The 15,571-nt window shown below is 41.3% G+C and carries 15 protein-coding genes; all 15 read left to right on the forward strand.

The features are described 5' to 3' along the window. The first annotated feature begins 8 nt into the window (after nucleotides 1-8). The 15 genes from uvrA (at nucleotide 9) to M0R79_RS00680 (ending at nucleotide 15,561) form a co-directional block, all read left to right on the forward strand. A complete protein-coding gene (uvrA, locus tag M0R79_RS00610) occupies nucleotides 9-2,831 on the forward strand; it encodes an excinuclease ABC subunit UvrA (protein WP_248416848.1) in 2,823 nt (940 codons plus the stop codon). Nucleotides 2,832-2,922: 91 nt separating this feature from the next. Beyond that, on the forward strand, nucleotides 2,923-4,557 hold the full coding sequence (locus M0R79_RS00615) for a DUF4097 family beta strand repeat-containing protein (protein ID WP_248416847.1): 1,635 nt from the start codon (nucleotides 2,923-2,925) through the stop codon (nucleotides 4,555-4,557). A gap of 4 nt (nucleotides 4,558-4,561) precedes the next feature. After that, the gene (locus tag M0R79_RS00620) at nucleotides 4,562-4,735 is read left to right on the forward strand and encodes a PspC domain-containing protein (protein ID WP_092571678.1); all 174 of its coding nucleotides are present in this window, start codon (nucleotides 4,562-4,564) and stop codon (nucleotides 4,733-4,735) included. A gap of 9 nt (nucleotides 4,736-4,744) precedes the next feature. Then, nucleotides 4,745-5,053, forward strand: coding sequence for a PspC domain-containing protein (locus tag M0R79_RS00625; protein ID WP_092571676.1), 309 nt, complete (start codon nucleotides 4,745-4,747; stop codon nucleotides 5,051-5,053). Nucleotides 5,054-5,269: 216 nt separating this feature from the next. Continuing rightward, the gene (hprK, locus tag M0R79_RS00630) at nucleotides 5,270-6,214 is read left to right on the forward strand and encodes an HPr(Ser) kinase/phosphatase (protein ID WP_248416846.1); all 945 of its coding nucleotides are present in this window, start codon (nucleotides 5,270-5,272) and stop codon (nucleotides 6,212-6,214) included. Further along, on the forward strand, nucleotides 6,211-7,023 hold the full coding sequence (lgt, locus tag M0R79_RS00635; RefSeq protein WP_092571672.1) for a prolipoprotein diacylglyceryl transferase: 813 nt from the start codon (nucleotides 6,211-6,213) through the stop codon (nucleotides 7,021-7,023). Before hprK ends, lgt begins: the two co-directional genes overlap by 4 nt. Before the next feature lie 19 nt (nucleotides 7,024-7,042). Further along, nucleotides 7,043-8,065 carry an NAD(P)H-dependent glycerol-3-phosphate dehydrogenase gene (locus tag M0R79_RS00640; RefSeq protein WP_092571670.1) on the forward strand — a complete coding sequence of 341 codons (1,023 nt, stop codon included), beginning with the start codon at nucleotides 7,043-7,045 and terminating at the stop codon, nucleotides 8,063-8,065. A 28-nt stretch (nucleotides 8,066-8,093) separates the two neighbouring features. After that, entirely contained in the window at nucleotides 8,094-9,044 is a 951-nt protein-coding gene (gene trxB / locus M0R79_RS00645) for a thioredoxin-disulfide reductase (protein ID WP_092571668.1), read from the forward strand. A 16-nt stretch (nucleotides 9,045-9,060) separates the two neighbouring features. After that, nucleotides 9,061-10,791, forward strand: coding sequence for a phospho-sugar mutase (locus M0R79_RS00650; protein ID WP_092571665.1), 1,731 nt, complete (start codon nucleotides 9,061-9,063; stop codon nucleotides 10,789-10,791). A gap of 57 nt (nucleotides 10,792-10,848) precedes the next feature. Next, nucleotides 10,849-11,721: an RNase adapter RapZ gene (gene rapZ / locus M0R79_RS00655; RefSeq protein WP_092571663.1), complete on the forward strand. Its 873-nt coding sequence runs from the start codon at nucleotides 10,849-10,851 to the stop codon at nucleotides 11,719-11,721. A 4-nt stretch (nucleotides 11,722-11,725) separates the two neighbouring features. Continuing rightward, nucleotides 11,726-12,736 carry a gluconeogenesis factor YvcK family protein gene (locus M0R79_RS00660; protein ID WP_248416845.1) on the forward strand — a complete coding sequence of 337 codons (1,011 nt, stop codon included), beginning with the start codon at nucleotides 11,726-11,728 and terminating at the stop codon, nucleotides 12,734-12,736. A 26-nt stretch (nucleotides 12,737-12,762) separates the two neighbouring features. Continuing rightward, complete coding sequence (whiA, locus tag M0R79_RS00665; protein ID WP_092571748.1) at nucleotides 12,763-13,683, forward strand: DNA-binding protein WhiA; 921 nt, start codon at nucleotides 12,763-12,765, stop codon at nucleotides 13,681-13,683. A 61-nt stretch (nucleotides 13,684-13,744) separates the two neighbouring features. After that, nucleotides 13,745-14,185 (forward strand): single-stranded DNA-binding protein, encoded by a 441-nt coding sequence (locus M0R79_RS00670; protein WP_092571659.1) that lies wholly within the window; start codon nucleotides 13,745-13,747, stop codon nucleotides 14,183-14,185. Further along, the gene (locus M0R79_RS00675) at nucleotides 14,182-14,322 is read left to right on the forward strand and encodes a hypothetical protein (protein ID WP_159428860.1); all 141 of its coding nucleotides are present in this window, start codon (nucleotides 14,182-14,184) and stop codon (nucleotides 14,320-14,322) included. The genes M0R79_RS00670 and M0R79_RS00675 overlap by 4 nt, the downstream gene beginning before the upstream one ends. A gap of 384 nt (nucleotides 14,323-14,706) precedes the next feature. Further along, nucleotides 14,707-15,561 (forward strand): helix-turn-helix domain-containing protein, encoded by an 855-nt coding sequence (locus M0R79_RS00680; RefSeq protein ID WP_159428859.1) that lies wholly within the window; start codon nucleotides 14,707-14,709, stop codon nucleotides 15,559-15,561. The last annotated feature ends 10 nt before the right edge of the window (nucleotides 15,562-15,571 follow it).

Below are 15,571 nucleotides of genomic sequence, written 5' to 3' on the forward strand. Positions count from 1 at the left end.
TACAGGATATGCATGACAAAATAACTGTTCGTGGGGCCCGAACCCACAATCTAAAAAATATAAATATTGAAATTCCTAAAAATAAACTTGTAGTGATGACTGGACTATCAGGGTCAGGTAAATCCTCTTTAGCCTTTCAAACCCTCTATGCCGAAGGTCAACGGCGTTACGTTGAGAGCTTATCTGCTTATGCGCGACAATTCCTAGGTCAGATGGATAAGCCGGATGTTGATTCCATTGAAGGTCTCTCCCCAGCTATTTCGATTGACCAAAAGACAACCAGTCATAATCCACGATCGACGGTCGGGACAGCAACTGAGATTAATGATTATCTGCGTTTACTTTATGCGCGAACTGGCGTCCCTTATTGTCCTAACCACCATATTCCAATTGAAAAGCAATCACCTGAACAAATGGTTAATCAAATTATGACCCTCCCTGAACGGACGAAGATACAAATATTAAGTCCACTGATTCGTGATCAAAAGGGCCAACATAAGAAAATTTTTGAACAGATTATTAAAGATGGTTATGTTCGGGTCCGCGTCGATGGTGAAATATATGACGTGACTGAAGTGCCTGAGCTGACCAAGACTAAGAAACACACAATAGAAGTGGTTGTAGACCGGCTAGTGATGAAAGAAGGCATCCGTGGTCGTGTCTTTGATTCAGTGGAAGTAGCCCTGAATTATTCACAAGGTTATGTGATTATAAATGTGATCGGTGGCGAAGATTTATTCTTTAATGAACATTTTGCCTGTCCCTACTGTGATTTCACCGTTGATGAGTTGCAACCGCGCCTATTCTCGTTTAATGCGCCTTATGGAGCTTGTCCAGCCTGTGATGGAATTGGTTTTAAACTTTCTGTGGATGAAGAATTGGTTATTCCGGACGAGTCCTTATCTTTAATGGAAGGAGCCTTTCATCCTTGGAGCCCCAACAACTCAGCCTATTATTCTTCAATGCTAGAACAATTCGCCAGTTCACAAAATATACCGTTAGATATTCCTTATAAGGATCTATCAAAACGCCAACAAGATTTGCTGAAATACGGTTCAGAGCAAATCCGCTTTAAATTCACGTATAAACCCTTACATGGGGGCGGACAAAAGACGGTCGACAGTAAATTCGAAGGCGTTATGAATAATATTGAACGACGTTATCATCAAACTTCTTCCGAATATGTTCGTGAATCGATGCGTGACTATATGCATGAATTGGTATGTCCAGTATGTAAAGGGCAACGGTTGAATCCAATGGCACTCTCGGTCAAAGTCGGTGACAAGAATATTGCCGAAGTGTCCGAATTATCAATTGAAGATGCGTTGAAGCATTTCGATCAATTGGAATTTGGCGAAGAGAAGGCTATGATTGCTAAACCGATTCTCAAGGAGATTAATGATCGTCTAACTTTCTTAAATAATGTGGGACTGAATTACTTAAACTTGAGTCGCATGGCGGGGACCTTGTCTGGTGGAGAAGCACAACGGATTCGCTTAGCTACTCAAATTGGATCGAACCTGAGTGGAGTAATGTACGTCTTAGATGAACCTTCGATTGGTCTTCATCAACGAGATAATCGTAAATTAATTAATTCCTTGAAACAAATGCGTGATCTGGGGAATTCATTAATTGTCGTTGAGCATGATGAAGAAACAATGCTGGACGCGGATTATATTATTGATATTGGTCCGGGTGCCGGTGAGAAGGGTGGCGAAATCGTCGCGCAAGGAACCCCTAAACAGGTGATGCGAAACAAGCAATCCTTAACAGGTCAATACTTATCGGGTAAATTATCAATCCCCGTTCCGAAAGAACGACGGAGTGAAGATCAAGGCTGGGTGAAGATTACCGGAGCCAGTGAGAATAACTTGAAGAATGTTGATATAGCTTTCCCTTTGGGTAGGTTTACGGTCGTAACGGGTGTTTCAGGATCGGGTAAATCAAGTTTAGTGAATCGCATCTTAAAGATTGCTTTAATAAAACGGACTACTTCAACGAAAGAGAAACCCGGAAAATTCAAAGATATTACCGGTTGGGAAGGCTTGGATAAGGTCATTGATATTGACCAAAGCCCAATCGGTCGGACCCCGCGCTCTAATCCAGCCACCTACACCGGAGTATTTGACGATATTCGTGATTTGTTCGCTAAGACGAATGGAGCTAAACAAAGAGGTTATGATAAGGGACGTTTTAGTTTTAATGTCAAGGGAGGACGTTGTGAGGCCTGTAAAGGAGCTGGAATTAAAGAAATCGAGATGAACTTCTTACCAAATATTGAAGTACCTTGTGAGGTCTGCCATGGCCGCCGCTATAATTCAGAAACCTTAGAAATTGAATATAAAGGCAAGAATATTTCTCAAGTCTTAGATATGACGATTGATGAAGCCTTGGAATTCTTTGAAGCAATTCCTAAAATCCATCGTAAATTACAAACATTGATTGATGTCGGTCTAGGCTATGTTCGATTAGGTCAGTCCGCGACCACACTTTCTGGTGGAGAGGCCCAACGGATGAAATTAGCTTCTGAACTGCAAAGAGTGGCCACAGGGGATACTTTCTATATCTTAGATGAGCCTACCACTGGTCTGCATGCGCATGATATTAAGAAGTTATTAAAGGTTCTGGATCGGTTGGTCGAAGCGGGAAATACGGTTGTAGTTATTGAACACAATCTAGATGTCATTAAAACAGCGGATTATTTAATCGACTTAGGACCCGAAGGTGGGGTGGCTGGTGGAGAGATCATAGCCACTGGCACGCCTGAAGAAGTAGCGCAAGTTGCTAAATCTTATACTGGACAATATCTGGTTGATATTCTGAAAGATTAATAAATCAGACCCAAGGCCTATGAGATTCGCTTCCTTTCTTGGCATAATATGAATGTAGACAATATAGGATGAAATTTAAAGGAGGTCTACTATGAACGAGAAAGAACGGATCATGGAGTTAGTTCGTCAAAATGTCATTACCCTTGAAGAAGCCTTAACCTTATTAGAAGCTGTCGGTAATTCAGATGCTCAGAACCCATCATTGAAGGAAGACCCATTACACAAACCCTTAAACAAACATTCTCGAAATGATCAAATTGACAAATTTGTCGATAATGTCTTAGAAACTGGCTCACAGGTTGGTCATAAAGTTGCTGATTATCTCAAAAAATCTTTGACTGAAGACCAGGCAAAAGATACTGATCAGCCCAACTACTACGCTGAAGAATTTAAAGAAGACCAGGCTGCTGAAGAAGCACGTTGGCGCCAAGCCGAACCAACAATGAAGGAAGCAGATCACCAAGCACTTGACCAAGAGATTGCTGAATTGTTGGCTCAAGTTGACGCTAAGAAAGAGAAGCAGTTAATTAATCAACAGCGTCTGCGGGAGTTAGAAATTTTTGAAGAGTTAGATGATTTAACTGAAGAAATGCAAGTTCAGAAGAGTGATCTCTTATCGGAGAAAGAAGCCTTAGAAGAAGACATAAAGAATTTATCAGATTCATTAGGTCAACTTTATGCACAAAAAGCGCAGACGATGAATGAATCAAGTCAACCATTTTCCGAACAAAACAGAGAATATCTGAAAGCTAAGGCCGATGATTTCAGTCGGTTTACGGCTAGGCTAGCAGATGATGCTATTCGCAGTGGTAAACAAGTTAGCCAAGGCCTTGGTCAACAATTTAAAGAAATCTTCAAGAATTTTGACCGTAAAGATATCAATCTTTCCTTTGAAGTGCCTTGGATTAAAAGTCAAACCTTGCAACATCGTTTCGAGTTTGCTGGAGAAGACCTAAAAAACATCCAATTTAAGCTAAATAATGGCTCATTAAAAGTTGAAAAAGCGCCCTCTGATAAAGTAATCGTGGCAGGAGAATTACGCTTCCATGGTAATTTTGAGAAATATGATGCGGAAGAATTTGCCAACCATTCAACGATTGATGCCCATGAAGATTGTTTAATTTTCCAAGTTAATTCACCGCGTTTATCAGCTGATTTGACCTTATCACTTCCTGAAAAAGACTATAATCAAGTCCAAATTAGTTTGTTTAATGGAGATGGTCAGATCGAAGACATTCAAGCGAAAGAAATCGATATTCAAAATAAAAATGGAGATCTTGACTTAGCTCGATTAACCGCGTCCCTTGTCAATGTTATGAACTTAAATGGTGATATTAAATTGACAGATATGGACAGTCAAGATATCGTTGCTAAGACTCTTTCAGGTGATATCAGATTAACTGGAAACGCTGAGAATCTTAATTTCTCTACCTCGGCGGGTAGTATCTTTATAAGTAAAAAAGATGCCACGACGAGTCAGATTCAAGCCCAAACGACCAGCGGCGATATTAAAATTAGTCAACCTGCTCAAGTTAATTTACAGGTTATCGCCGCTTCAACAACCGGGGCAGTTCATCAACGCTTAACAAGTGTGGATACCGTCCAATCGACCGGTTCCCATACTCGTCAAGAAATTCAACGGCAATTAGACAGTCAAGACCAATTAGTTACGATTGATGCCAAAGTGATTTCAGGCGATATTTATCTGAAAGATGCTGAGGTTTAAAACCATGAAGACCGTTCAATTGTCGCAAGATGATCGTATACTATTAGGTGTTTGTGGAGGACTTGCTGAATATTTTGGGGTTGATTCTACCTTGATTCGAATGATTGCGATTATTTTAGCTTTTACCGGTGCTGGGCTACTGACTTACCCATTAATTGCACTGCTTATGAAGAATTAGGAGGCTATTATGAAGAAAAGACTTTATAAATCATCTACTAATAAAATGATCATGGGAGTATGTTCAGGGTTAGCAGAATATTTTAATATTGATCCGACCATTGTCCGCATTATCGCTTTATTATTATTGTTCTCTTATTCTTTTGGTTTTTGGTTATACATTATGCTTGGTGTGCTCTTGCCTTATGATTATCAAGTCAAGGGAGGACGAGCCAATCATTTTGATTCCTTGTTCAAAGGTTTTAATACAACCAACCAAAGAGAAGAGCGCAAAGATGTGACGCCAAAGACTCAAGAGGATGACTGGAGCGACTTTTAAATCGTCGCTAAGTTATATACAATAGTACAGAGCGTGTTAACTATTTAGCATAAAAATGATATATACGACGTTGGTAGGTATCTATTGACGTCGTTTTTGTTTGGAGTGAATAGTTTTATAAACGGAATCTGAACTGCTAATTTTTTTATAAATGGTTATGGCTTTTATGTTGTGGTAACATCATAGTGTAAATAATTCTCGCTAAGGAGGTTGACCATGAGCGACCAACGTTTTGTCACCATTGCTGATATTGTCGAAGCTTTAGACTTCAAAATAGTCTATGGTGAAAAATTCAAAGATCGAAAAGTGAGCTCGAGTGAGGTGTCACGACCGGGCTTAATTCTGACCGGTTATAAACCTTATTATCCTCATCAACGGATTCAGCTTTTAGGCCGGACGGAAATGTCCTTTATTAATTCAAGAGCCAGTCATGAGCGTGAAGCAATCTGTGATTTAATTTGTACCCCGGAGACGCCCGCAATTATCATTGCCCGAGATATGCCGGTGCCACGGGCCTTAGTGCCCGTTGCCATGGAACGGGGAGTGCCGATTATTTCGTCTAAGTCTCAGACCAGTCGAGTGGTCGCTACGCTGACCAATTATTTAGGAGGTCAACTCGCCGAGCGCGTCTCCCACCATGGAGTCTTTGTTGAAGTCTATGGGATGGGTGTCATGCTCGTCGGTGATTCCGGAGTTGGGAAATCTGAAACAGGGCTAGAGCTTATCCAACGAGGGCACCGGTTGATTGCGGATGACCGGGTCGATTTATATAAGTTGGATGAGTTGACTTTAATCGGTGAAGCCCCTGAGATTCTAGAAAATTTATTAGAGATTCGTGGATTGGGGATTATCGATGTGATGACCCTCTTTGGTGTTTCTGCTATTAAGCGCAATAAGCAACTTGAATTGATTATTGAATTGACCCATGACGACGGTAAGCATGAATATGAGCGTTTAGGCTATGTCCACTTGCAAGAATCGATTCTAGATGTACATATTCCCAAAATTAGAATCCCAGTAAAAAGCGGTCGAAATTTAGCAGTCATTATCGAGTCGGCAGCCATGAATTTCCGTGCGAGTCAATTAGGTCATGATGCGCGACAAATGTTCGACGAACGGTTGTCTTTACTAATTGAACAGAATCGGGAGATGCGACCATGAATAGTTTAGTGATGAATCCTACGGCGATTCAAATTGGTGATTTCTCAATTCAGTGGTACGCCTTGATTATTGGTTTGGGTGCTTGGTTAGCATATCGTATATTTAAGCGCGAAGCCTTCAAGATGGGAATGAAAGAAGATGACATCCTAGATCTTGTCTTTTGGGGCATAATGATTGGCTTTCTAGGGGCTAGGGTGTATTATGTCATATTTAGATGGGATTATTATGGCCAGAATTTATTACAAATATTTAACATTCGTGGTGGCGGCATGGCGATTTATGGAGGTGTCATTGCTGGATCTTTGGCTTTAATTTATCTGTGTCGACGCCGTCAACTCCAGTTGATTGATGTCTTTGATGCAGCCGCGCCAGCTTTGATGCTGGCGCAAGCGATTGGTCGTTGGGGAAACTTTGTCAATCAGGAAGCCTATGGTGGCCCTGTTTCGCGCGAATTTCTTAGCCGTCTGTACTTACCTGACTGGTTAATCGAGCAGATGAATGTGGCAGGCATCTATCATCATCCCACGTTTCTTTATGAGTCGGTCTGGAATTTAATTGGTTTTATGATGATTATAAGTATTCGTCACCGTGACCGGCTTCTGCTACGAGGAGAAGCGGCCCTCTTTTATTTAGTTTGGTATGGTCTAGGGCGGGCGCTGATTGAAGGCATGCGAACGGATAGTTTATATTGGGGGCCGGTTCGAGTCTCACAAGCACTGTCGATTCTCCTATGTATCCTTGGCGTAGTTATCGGCCTATATCGCCGAAAAAACGGACAAAGCTATTACACAGAAAATTTACGATTATGATTGACGGGAGGCGCTAATAATGAAAGTGGCTGTAATGGGAACGGGTTCTTGGGGGACTGCCTTGGCCAAGGTATTAAATGATAGTCAGCAGCAAGTCGTCTTATGGGGACGAAATCCTGAGACCGTTGCTGAAATTAATCATACTCATACGAATCGAGCTTATCTTCCTGGACTTATCTTAGACTCCCAGATAAGGGCGACTACTAACTTAACGGAGGCGGTCGAACAAGCGGAGATGATATTGATCGTTCTACCGACCAGAGCTATCCGTGGATTTGCACAGGATTTATTGCCCATTCTTCGAACCAAGCAAATCCAACCGCTGATTGTCCATGCGAGTAAAGGAATTGAACCCTTGACTTATTTGAGAATGAGCCAAGTCTTAGATCAAGTCCTTGGTGAATACCTAGAACAGCCGATTGCGGTACTTTCAGGGCCTTCTCATGCCGAAGAGGTGGCTCGCGATGATATTACCGTGGTGACGGCAGCAAGCGAATCACTTCAAGTAGCTCAAAAGGTCCAAGAGACTTTTATGAATAAGTATTTTAGAGTTTACTCTAATCAAGATATAACAGGAGTAGAGCTCGGGGGTGCCTTAAAGAATATTATCGCCATTGGATCAGGTGTATTAGCTGGCCGTCAATATGGGGACAATGCTCGGGCGGCCTTAATTACACGCGGTTTAGCTGAAATTACTCGTCTAGGCGTGGCCATGGGATCCGATCCACTGACCTTTGCCGGTTTAAGTGGCGTGGGCGACTTAATTGTTACTTGTACCAGTCAACATTCACGGAATTTCCGCGCGGGGGTATTATTAGCTCAAGGTAAGAAGAGGGAGACCGTTGATCAAGAGGTTCATATGGTGGTAGAAGGATTTTCAACATGCCAGGTTGCTTATGAACTCTCAAATCAATTAAAGATTGATATGCCAATTACCGCAGGCTTGTATAGCTTAATATACCAAGGGGCGGATGTTGATCAGACGGTAACCGCCTTAATGGAGCGAGAAGGTAAGCAGGAGGCTAGCTTAGATCATTTTTAATCGATGGATAAGATAAAGGAGAACATAAATGGAAGAAAATCAAACAATGATAAAAAAAGATGTCATCATTATCGGTGCTGGACCAGCAGGCATGACGGCGGCTTTGTATGCTTCACGGGCTAGCTTAGATACCCTAATGATTGAACGGGGTGTTCCTGGCGGTGAATTAATGAATACAGCTGACGTGGAGAACTATCCTGGCTTTGGGAAGATTCCGGGACCTGAATTGGCAATGAAATTCTTTGAATCTGCCTCAGCTTTCAAGGCCGAAACGGTCTATGGTGCAGTGGATAAGGTTGAAATAAAAGATGGTAATAAATTAGTCTATTTAGCTGACAAGATATATCAAGCCCCGGTCTTAATTATTGCGACTGGAGCGACCCATCGTAAACTGGGAGTCTCAGGTGAGGAAGAGTTGGCTGGTCGCGGCGTCTCATATTGTGCAGTCTGTGATGGTTTCTTCTTCAAAGATAAGGATGTCATGGTAATCGGTGGTGGCGACTCTGCCGTAGAAGAAGGCACCTATCTGACTCAATTTGCTAATTCAGTGACGGTAGTTCATCGGCGGGATGCCTTGCGTGCCCAAAAGATCCTACAAGAGCGGGCTTTTGCCAATCCTAAAATGAAATTTATTTGGGACAGTGTGGTCGATGAAATCCAAGGTCAAGATCAAGTGGAAAGCATTAAACTTCGCAATGTTAAGACCGATGAAGCCTCTACCCTAGCCTTTGATGGTGTTTTTGTCTATGTCGGACTGGTTCCTAATAGCGAACTATTCACAGACTTAGGCATTACCGATGAACAAGGCTGGATTATTACCGATGATCAGATGCAAACAGCCCAAGACGGCATTTATGCCATAGGTGATGTGCGGGCCAAAAACCTACGTCAGGTAGCAACAGCGGTTGGCGATGGAAGTATTGCTGGCCAAAAGGCCTATGATTATATTCAAACATTAGCCTATCAAGAAGAATTGTAGAAGGGAAGATATTAGGATGGCTTGGCAAGAGACATTTCAGTTATGGTCAGAGTTTCCCAATCTCGATGCGCAGATGAAACAAGATTTAAGTCAAATGGATTTAGTAGAACGAGAAGAGGCCTTTTCTCAGCCATTAGAATTTGGGACTGCTGGCATGCGCGGCGTGATGGGACCCGGAATTAACCGGATGAATATTTATACGGTAGGTCAAGCGAGTGAAGGTTTAGCTCAATATATTGTAGCCAGGGGCTCAGAAGCTAAACAAAAAGGGGTGGTCATTGCTTATGATTCGAGACACCAGTCTCAAGATTTTGCCCTACACGCTGCCTTAGTTTTGGGAAATCATGGGATAAAAACCTATATATATGAAAGCTTAAGGCCAACCCCTGTCTTATCCTTTGCCGTTAGGTATCTAGAAACTTTTGCTGGAATTATGATAACGGCCAGTCATAATCCAGCAGAATATAATGGCTATAAATTATATAATCATCTTGGCGGACAGATGCCTCCAGAAGCCATGGCCGATGTTTTGGCCTTTATTCAAAACATTGACAATCCCTTAACGATTTCCCTCGCAGACCGTAATCAGTTGATAGCATCAGGTCTCTTAGAAATCATCGGCGACCAAGTCGATCAAGCCTATTTAGATCAGCTTAGGTCGGTTAATTTAGATCAGAATCTGCTACAACGGATGGGAGATCAGCTTAAGCTGGTCTATACCCCTTTACATGGAACGGGAGCTTATTTAGCTAAGAAGGCTTTGGTTCAGGCTGGCTTTTCTCAAGTTAAATTCGTGGAAGAACAGACTCAGCCAGATGGTGATTTTCCCACAGTTAGCTTACCGAATCCGGAAGATCCTGCCGCTTTTACTTTAGCGGAACAATTAGGTCGTGATAATGGCGCTGATATTTTGTTAGCGACGGATCCAGATGCCGACCGGCTTGGCCTGATGGTTGCCGATCATGAGGGAGAATTTCACTTTCTGACTGGTAACCAAATTGCGAGTTTAATGCTCTATTATCTATTGGAACAGAAAGCTAGCCAAGGTCAACTTACCAGCAATAGTGTTGTGGTTAAGTCGATTGTTTCGACCCACCTTGCTGATCGTTTAGGTCAGGCTTACGGGATTCAGGTTCAAAATGTCTTAACCGGTTTTAAATATATTGCTGACAAGATTGATTTATTTGAGCGTCAACACTCGGCTAATTTTATTTTTGGTTTTGAAGAAAGTTATGGCTATTTACTGCGAGCATTTACTCGCGACAAAGATGCCTTGCAAGCCCTACTCTTTATTGGTGAAATGGCCGCTTATTATAAGGAACAAGATAGAAATTTACTGCAAGTTCTGGAAGAGATTTATCAATCCTATGGCTATTACTATGAAAAAACTATCTCAGTTGCCTTTCCAGGATTGAAGGGCCAAGCAAAGATGGAGAAGTTTATGCAAGCTTTAAGAGATCAAAGCCAGCACAAATTTGCCAATTTGCAAGTAGAGACGCGATATGATTATTTACAAGGGGTAGCTATCGATGCACAAGGACGGGCCACTTCTTTGAGTTTACCTAAAGCCAATGTACTTAAATACTTATTGGAAGATGGGTCATGGTTAGCTTTTCGACCGAGTGGCACCGAGCCGAAGATGAAGATTTATCTGGGAGCCGTCGCTGATGATCAAACTGCGAGTCTCAATAAATTAAAGCGTTTAGCAGAGGTCGCTCGTCAACTCATTCAACCCGCTTTGGAGTAATTCTTATCGCCTTTAGACAACTATGATATAATACATTCATTAAAGGAGAGGCTAATCATGACAGATACCTTAGAATTGGTTATTATTACCGGCATGAGTGGAGCAGGTAAGACGGTGGCTGTTCAAAGTTTTGAAGACCTAGGTTATTATTGTATTGATAATATGCCACCGAGCTTACTGCCGACCTTTTGGGAATTAATGAAAGAATCAGGCAAGATTACCAAGATTGCTCTGGTCATTGATTTGCGGACACGTGAGTTTTTTAATGAGATTGACAATGTGATTAAGAAGATGGACAATACTCAGGCGATTACGACGCGGATTTTGTTTCTTGAAGCGAGCGATCAAGCACTCGTTGCGCGTTACAAAGAATCTCGTCGTCATCATCCTTTGGCTGTGGATGGCCGAATTCTGGAAGGGATTACCAAGGAACGCGAAATCCTCAAGGATATTCGTAGTCGTGCCCAGATGATTGTAGACACCTCAGAAACGAGCCCTCGCCAACTCAGAGCCATTATTATGGAATCTTTCGCTAGTGAAGGTTTTGAACCCTTTCATGTGGATATCGTTTCTTTTGGTTTTAAATATGGTCTGCCGATTGATGCGGACATCGTGATGGATGTGCGCTTTTTACCGAATCCCCATTATATTGATGAATTGAGAGATAAGACCGGACAAGACCATGAAGTTTATGATTATGTGATGATTCAACCTGAAACGCAAACCTTTTATTATAAATTTATTGATTTGATTGAATACTGCTTGCCCGGCTATAAGCGCGAGGGCAAGGCCAATGTAACGATTGCGATTGGCTGTACCGGTGGTCAGCATCGTTCCGTAGCGATTGCAGAACGCACAGCCAAGCATTTGTTAAATGATCAATATCACGTTAAAGTAATTCATCGTGATATTAAGAAAAGAAAGAGCTAATCTTATGACACAAAATCATAAATATAAAATCACAGTCATTGGAGGCGGCACCGGCTTACCAGTGATTCTTAAAGGATTGAAGCATTTGAATGCTGATATTTCTGCCATTGTCACCGTAGCCGATGATGGTGGATCAAGTGGGACATTGCGGAATTATATTAATGTGGTGCCTCCCGGAGATATTCGTAATTGTATGACGGCCTTGTCCCAATGGGATCAGGATTTATTAGACTTATTTCAATATCGCTTTGACAGTGAAGATGCCTTCTTAGCGGGCCATGCTATTGGTAATTTAATTATTGCGGCTCTCAAAGAAATGAAAGGCTCATTGAATGAGGCGATTCAAACACTGGCCAAATGGATGGAAATTAAAGGGCAGATTCTGCCAGCGGCGGAGGAACCCTTAGTTTTGAATGCGCTCTTTGAAGATGGGACGATTGCCATCGGTGAATCGAAGATTGCTGGCCATCGTAAGAAAATTCAACAAGTGATGGTAACTACGGTCGATGGTGAGCCGGCGATTAAAGCTTCACCTCAAGTCGTTGATGCTATCTTAGAAGCAGATATGATTGTCTTGGGGCCTGGTAGCTTGTATACATCAATTTTGCCAAATTTAATGATTGATGAAATTGGTCAGGCAATTTGCCAAACGAAAGCTCAAGTGGTTTATATTTGTAATATTATGACCCAGTTAGGTGAAACGGAGAATTTCACCGATGCGAATCATGTCGAGGTCTTACATCAGCATTTAAATGATCACTTTATCGATACGGTTTTGGTCAACCTCAGTCCAGTTCCCGAAGATTACATTCTTCACCAACCGAACCAGGAATATCTCTTACAAGTTCGCCATGATTTTAAAGGCTTGCAGGACCAAGGTTGTCATATTATTTCCAGTGATTTCTTAAATATGAAAGATGGCGGGGCCTATCATGATACTGAAGAAGTGGTCCATGAGTTGGATCATCTCTTAGATCGGATAAAACTCGTCGGCAAAAACAAAAAACACCAATAAGGTTGGCGTAGAAGGGTGAGCTTATGATGACCTTTGCGGCAGAAGTTAAGAAAGAATGTACTTTGTTAGAGGTGCATCCAGAACATGCCAAGGCAGAACTGATGGCATTAATACGCATGAACGGGGCAGTAAGCTTGCACCAGCAACGATTTATTCTAAACGTTCAGAGCGAGAATGCGGCGATCGCTCGCAGAATCTTCTCCTTATTAAAGGATAATTATCAGGTAGAATCGGAACTGATTGTCCGCCGTAAGATGAAATTGAAGAAGAATAATGTGTATATTGTGCGTTGTCGTCAGAATGTGGATAACTTATTGAAAGACTTAGAAATTTTTGATGGTTTAAGAATTTCCACAGCGATTCCCCTCAGTATCAAAGAGGACGAACAGAAAATGCGCTCATATTTACGCGGCGCTTTCCTAGCAGGAGGATCGGTGAATAACCCTGAATCTAACAACTATCACCTGGAAATTTATTCCAATTATGATAGCCATAATTTGGATATTTGTGCTTTAATGAATCAATTTAATCTAAATGCTAAAACCATTGACCGGCGCAATGGGCATATTACCTATCTCAAGGAAGCCGAGAAGATTTCTGATTTTTTAGCGATTATCGGTGCGTCGAGTGCTGTGCTCAAATTCGAAGATATCCGCATCGTCCGTGATATGCGCAACTCAGTCAATCGTTTAGTCAACATGGAAAATGCAAATATGAACAAGACGATTGATGCTTCACAAAAGCAATTAGAAGCCATTCGTCTAATCGAACAGCATTATGGATTGGATAGTTTACCAGATAAATTACAAGTGATGGCTGAATTTCGCTTAGCTAATCCGGATATGAGCTTAAAGGAATTAGGGGAGCGGGTGCCAGGCGGCCCGATCTCTAAATCTGGCGTGAATCATCGCTTGCGAAAAATTATCAAAATTGCCGAAGAAATTTAAGGTATTTCACTCCAGATCTTGTATCTACTTTATAGAACAAGACAAAGGAGTGATTTTTTTATTGAATCAAGTCGTTTTTGTCGGCCGTTTGGTCCGTCAACCAGAATTGAAAGAACTTGCAGAAAATCTCTGTGTTGTTAACAATTGTATCGCCGTCCATCGTCCTCTGCGCAATCAGCACGGGGAAGAGGTTACCGATTTTATCCCTTTTGTTGTTTGGAATCGTTTGGCCGAAATTTTGGTCAAATACTGTGACAAAGGAGATCAAATTGCCCTGTCAGGAAGAATGCAAAGTCGCAAATATGAGAATAAAGAAAAGCAGACTGTTTATGTGGTAGAATGCTTAGTGGCTGGTTTAACCTTGATTGCTGGACCAGTAAATAAAGCTAAGAATATGACAACAGACCTATGTGAAGAAGAAACATTTACCAGTGAGGAAGCCGAAGAATTTCAGAAAGTGATTAGCGCCTTAAAAAATAAAGCGGAAGAGGTAAAAATATGAAAAAATTAAAAGTATTTGTGGCACTTTTTGGCTTAGCAGTTAATTTAATGGGCTTATTGGGTCAAACAGAAATGGTTGCTCTCGGCGGACCGGGAGACGGACTTCCTCCTGTAATTTGGAAAGCTCCTACCCGTTAAGCAATTAGACCAAATTATGTTGTTTTCAGTTTTCTACGGTTAGGCTGATTATCTCAAACTGTTGTTTTTCATATGGGAAGTTTTTAGCAAATAGATCTGTTGATCAAATCCGTGTCCTTGTTTATTACAGGGGCACGGATTTTTAGCCTGATTTCAGATCAAAGAAATTTATTCAAGTGGGCAGAATCATCACTGTATCAGCGACGATGAATCCATTTCAAGCATAAAGATACACTTATAGGCAATAGACTAGGACCTGTATACAAGCTGAAACCTATACATAATAATAAATCTCTATAAGGAAAATGGGTACGAAAGATAGCAGAAATTATTCGGCTTAACTATAATAATTTACAGAAAGCGAATATGGGCAGGAGAGACAGCATGGAGTATTTGAATAATATTAAACGCTATCGAGAATTCTATCATTGGTCGCAGAAGGAATTGGCTGACGGAATCTGTAGTCAGGGCATGATTTCAAAAATTGAACAAGGCTTAGTTTGTCCAGATATTGATATCGTGATTAAATTAGCCAATAAATTCGAAATTTCAGTCTCACAATTATTAGGAGAGTCTGCCACAGGGTATTTACTGGACTCGGTTAAAGCAGAAATTCGTCAATTAAATCAACGTCGTCAGTTTGATCGTTTGCAAGCGTATCTCAGTGAAGTTGGCTTTAACAATTTAACTTATCCCCAGGAATTTAAATGCTGGGTCTATGCCGTGATTGAATATGAATTACATGGCAATACGGACAAAGCTTTGGCTTTATTACAAGAAGCCTATCAGTTAAAAAGTAAGAAAAGCCGGGTTCACCATTTCAAGGTAATTGTGGCTTTGGCTTCTATCTACACCGAAATTGGCAAGCTACAAAGAGCCTTAGAATATTTTCAGGAAGCGTATGTTATTTATAATAGTAATCCGTTGGACTTCTATCTTAAACGTAAATTCTTATACAATATGTCGCGCTGCTATTTGAAATTAGATAAAATTGATCAGGCTTTGTATTATTGTCAGATGGCGATTCAGGACATTAGCCATGACGATCATTTAACCTTTGCCGACCACCTGCACTTATTATTGACCCATATTTATTTAAGAGCGAATAATTTACAACTAGCTCAGAAAGCATTGATGAAAACTAAGTTGCTTATGGAAATTAAACCCAATCAGCTGATGCAACCTTTCATTGAATTTACCCAATTAAGGATGGAATTATTGCAAAATAAAGATCGTTGAGTCCAAGACT

Origin of the sequence: Ignavigranum ruoffiae, assembly GCF_023195815.2 — a bacterium.
Lineage (GTDB): Bacteria > Bacillota > Bacilli > Lactobacillales > Aerococcaceae > Ignavigranum > Ignavigranum ruoffiae.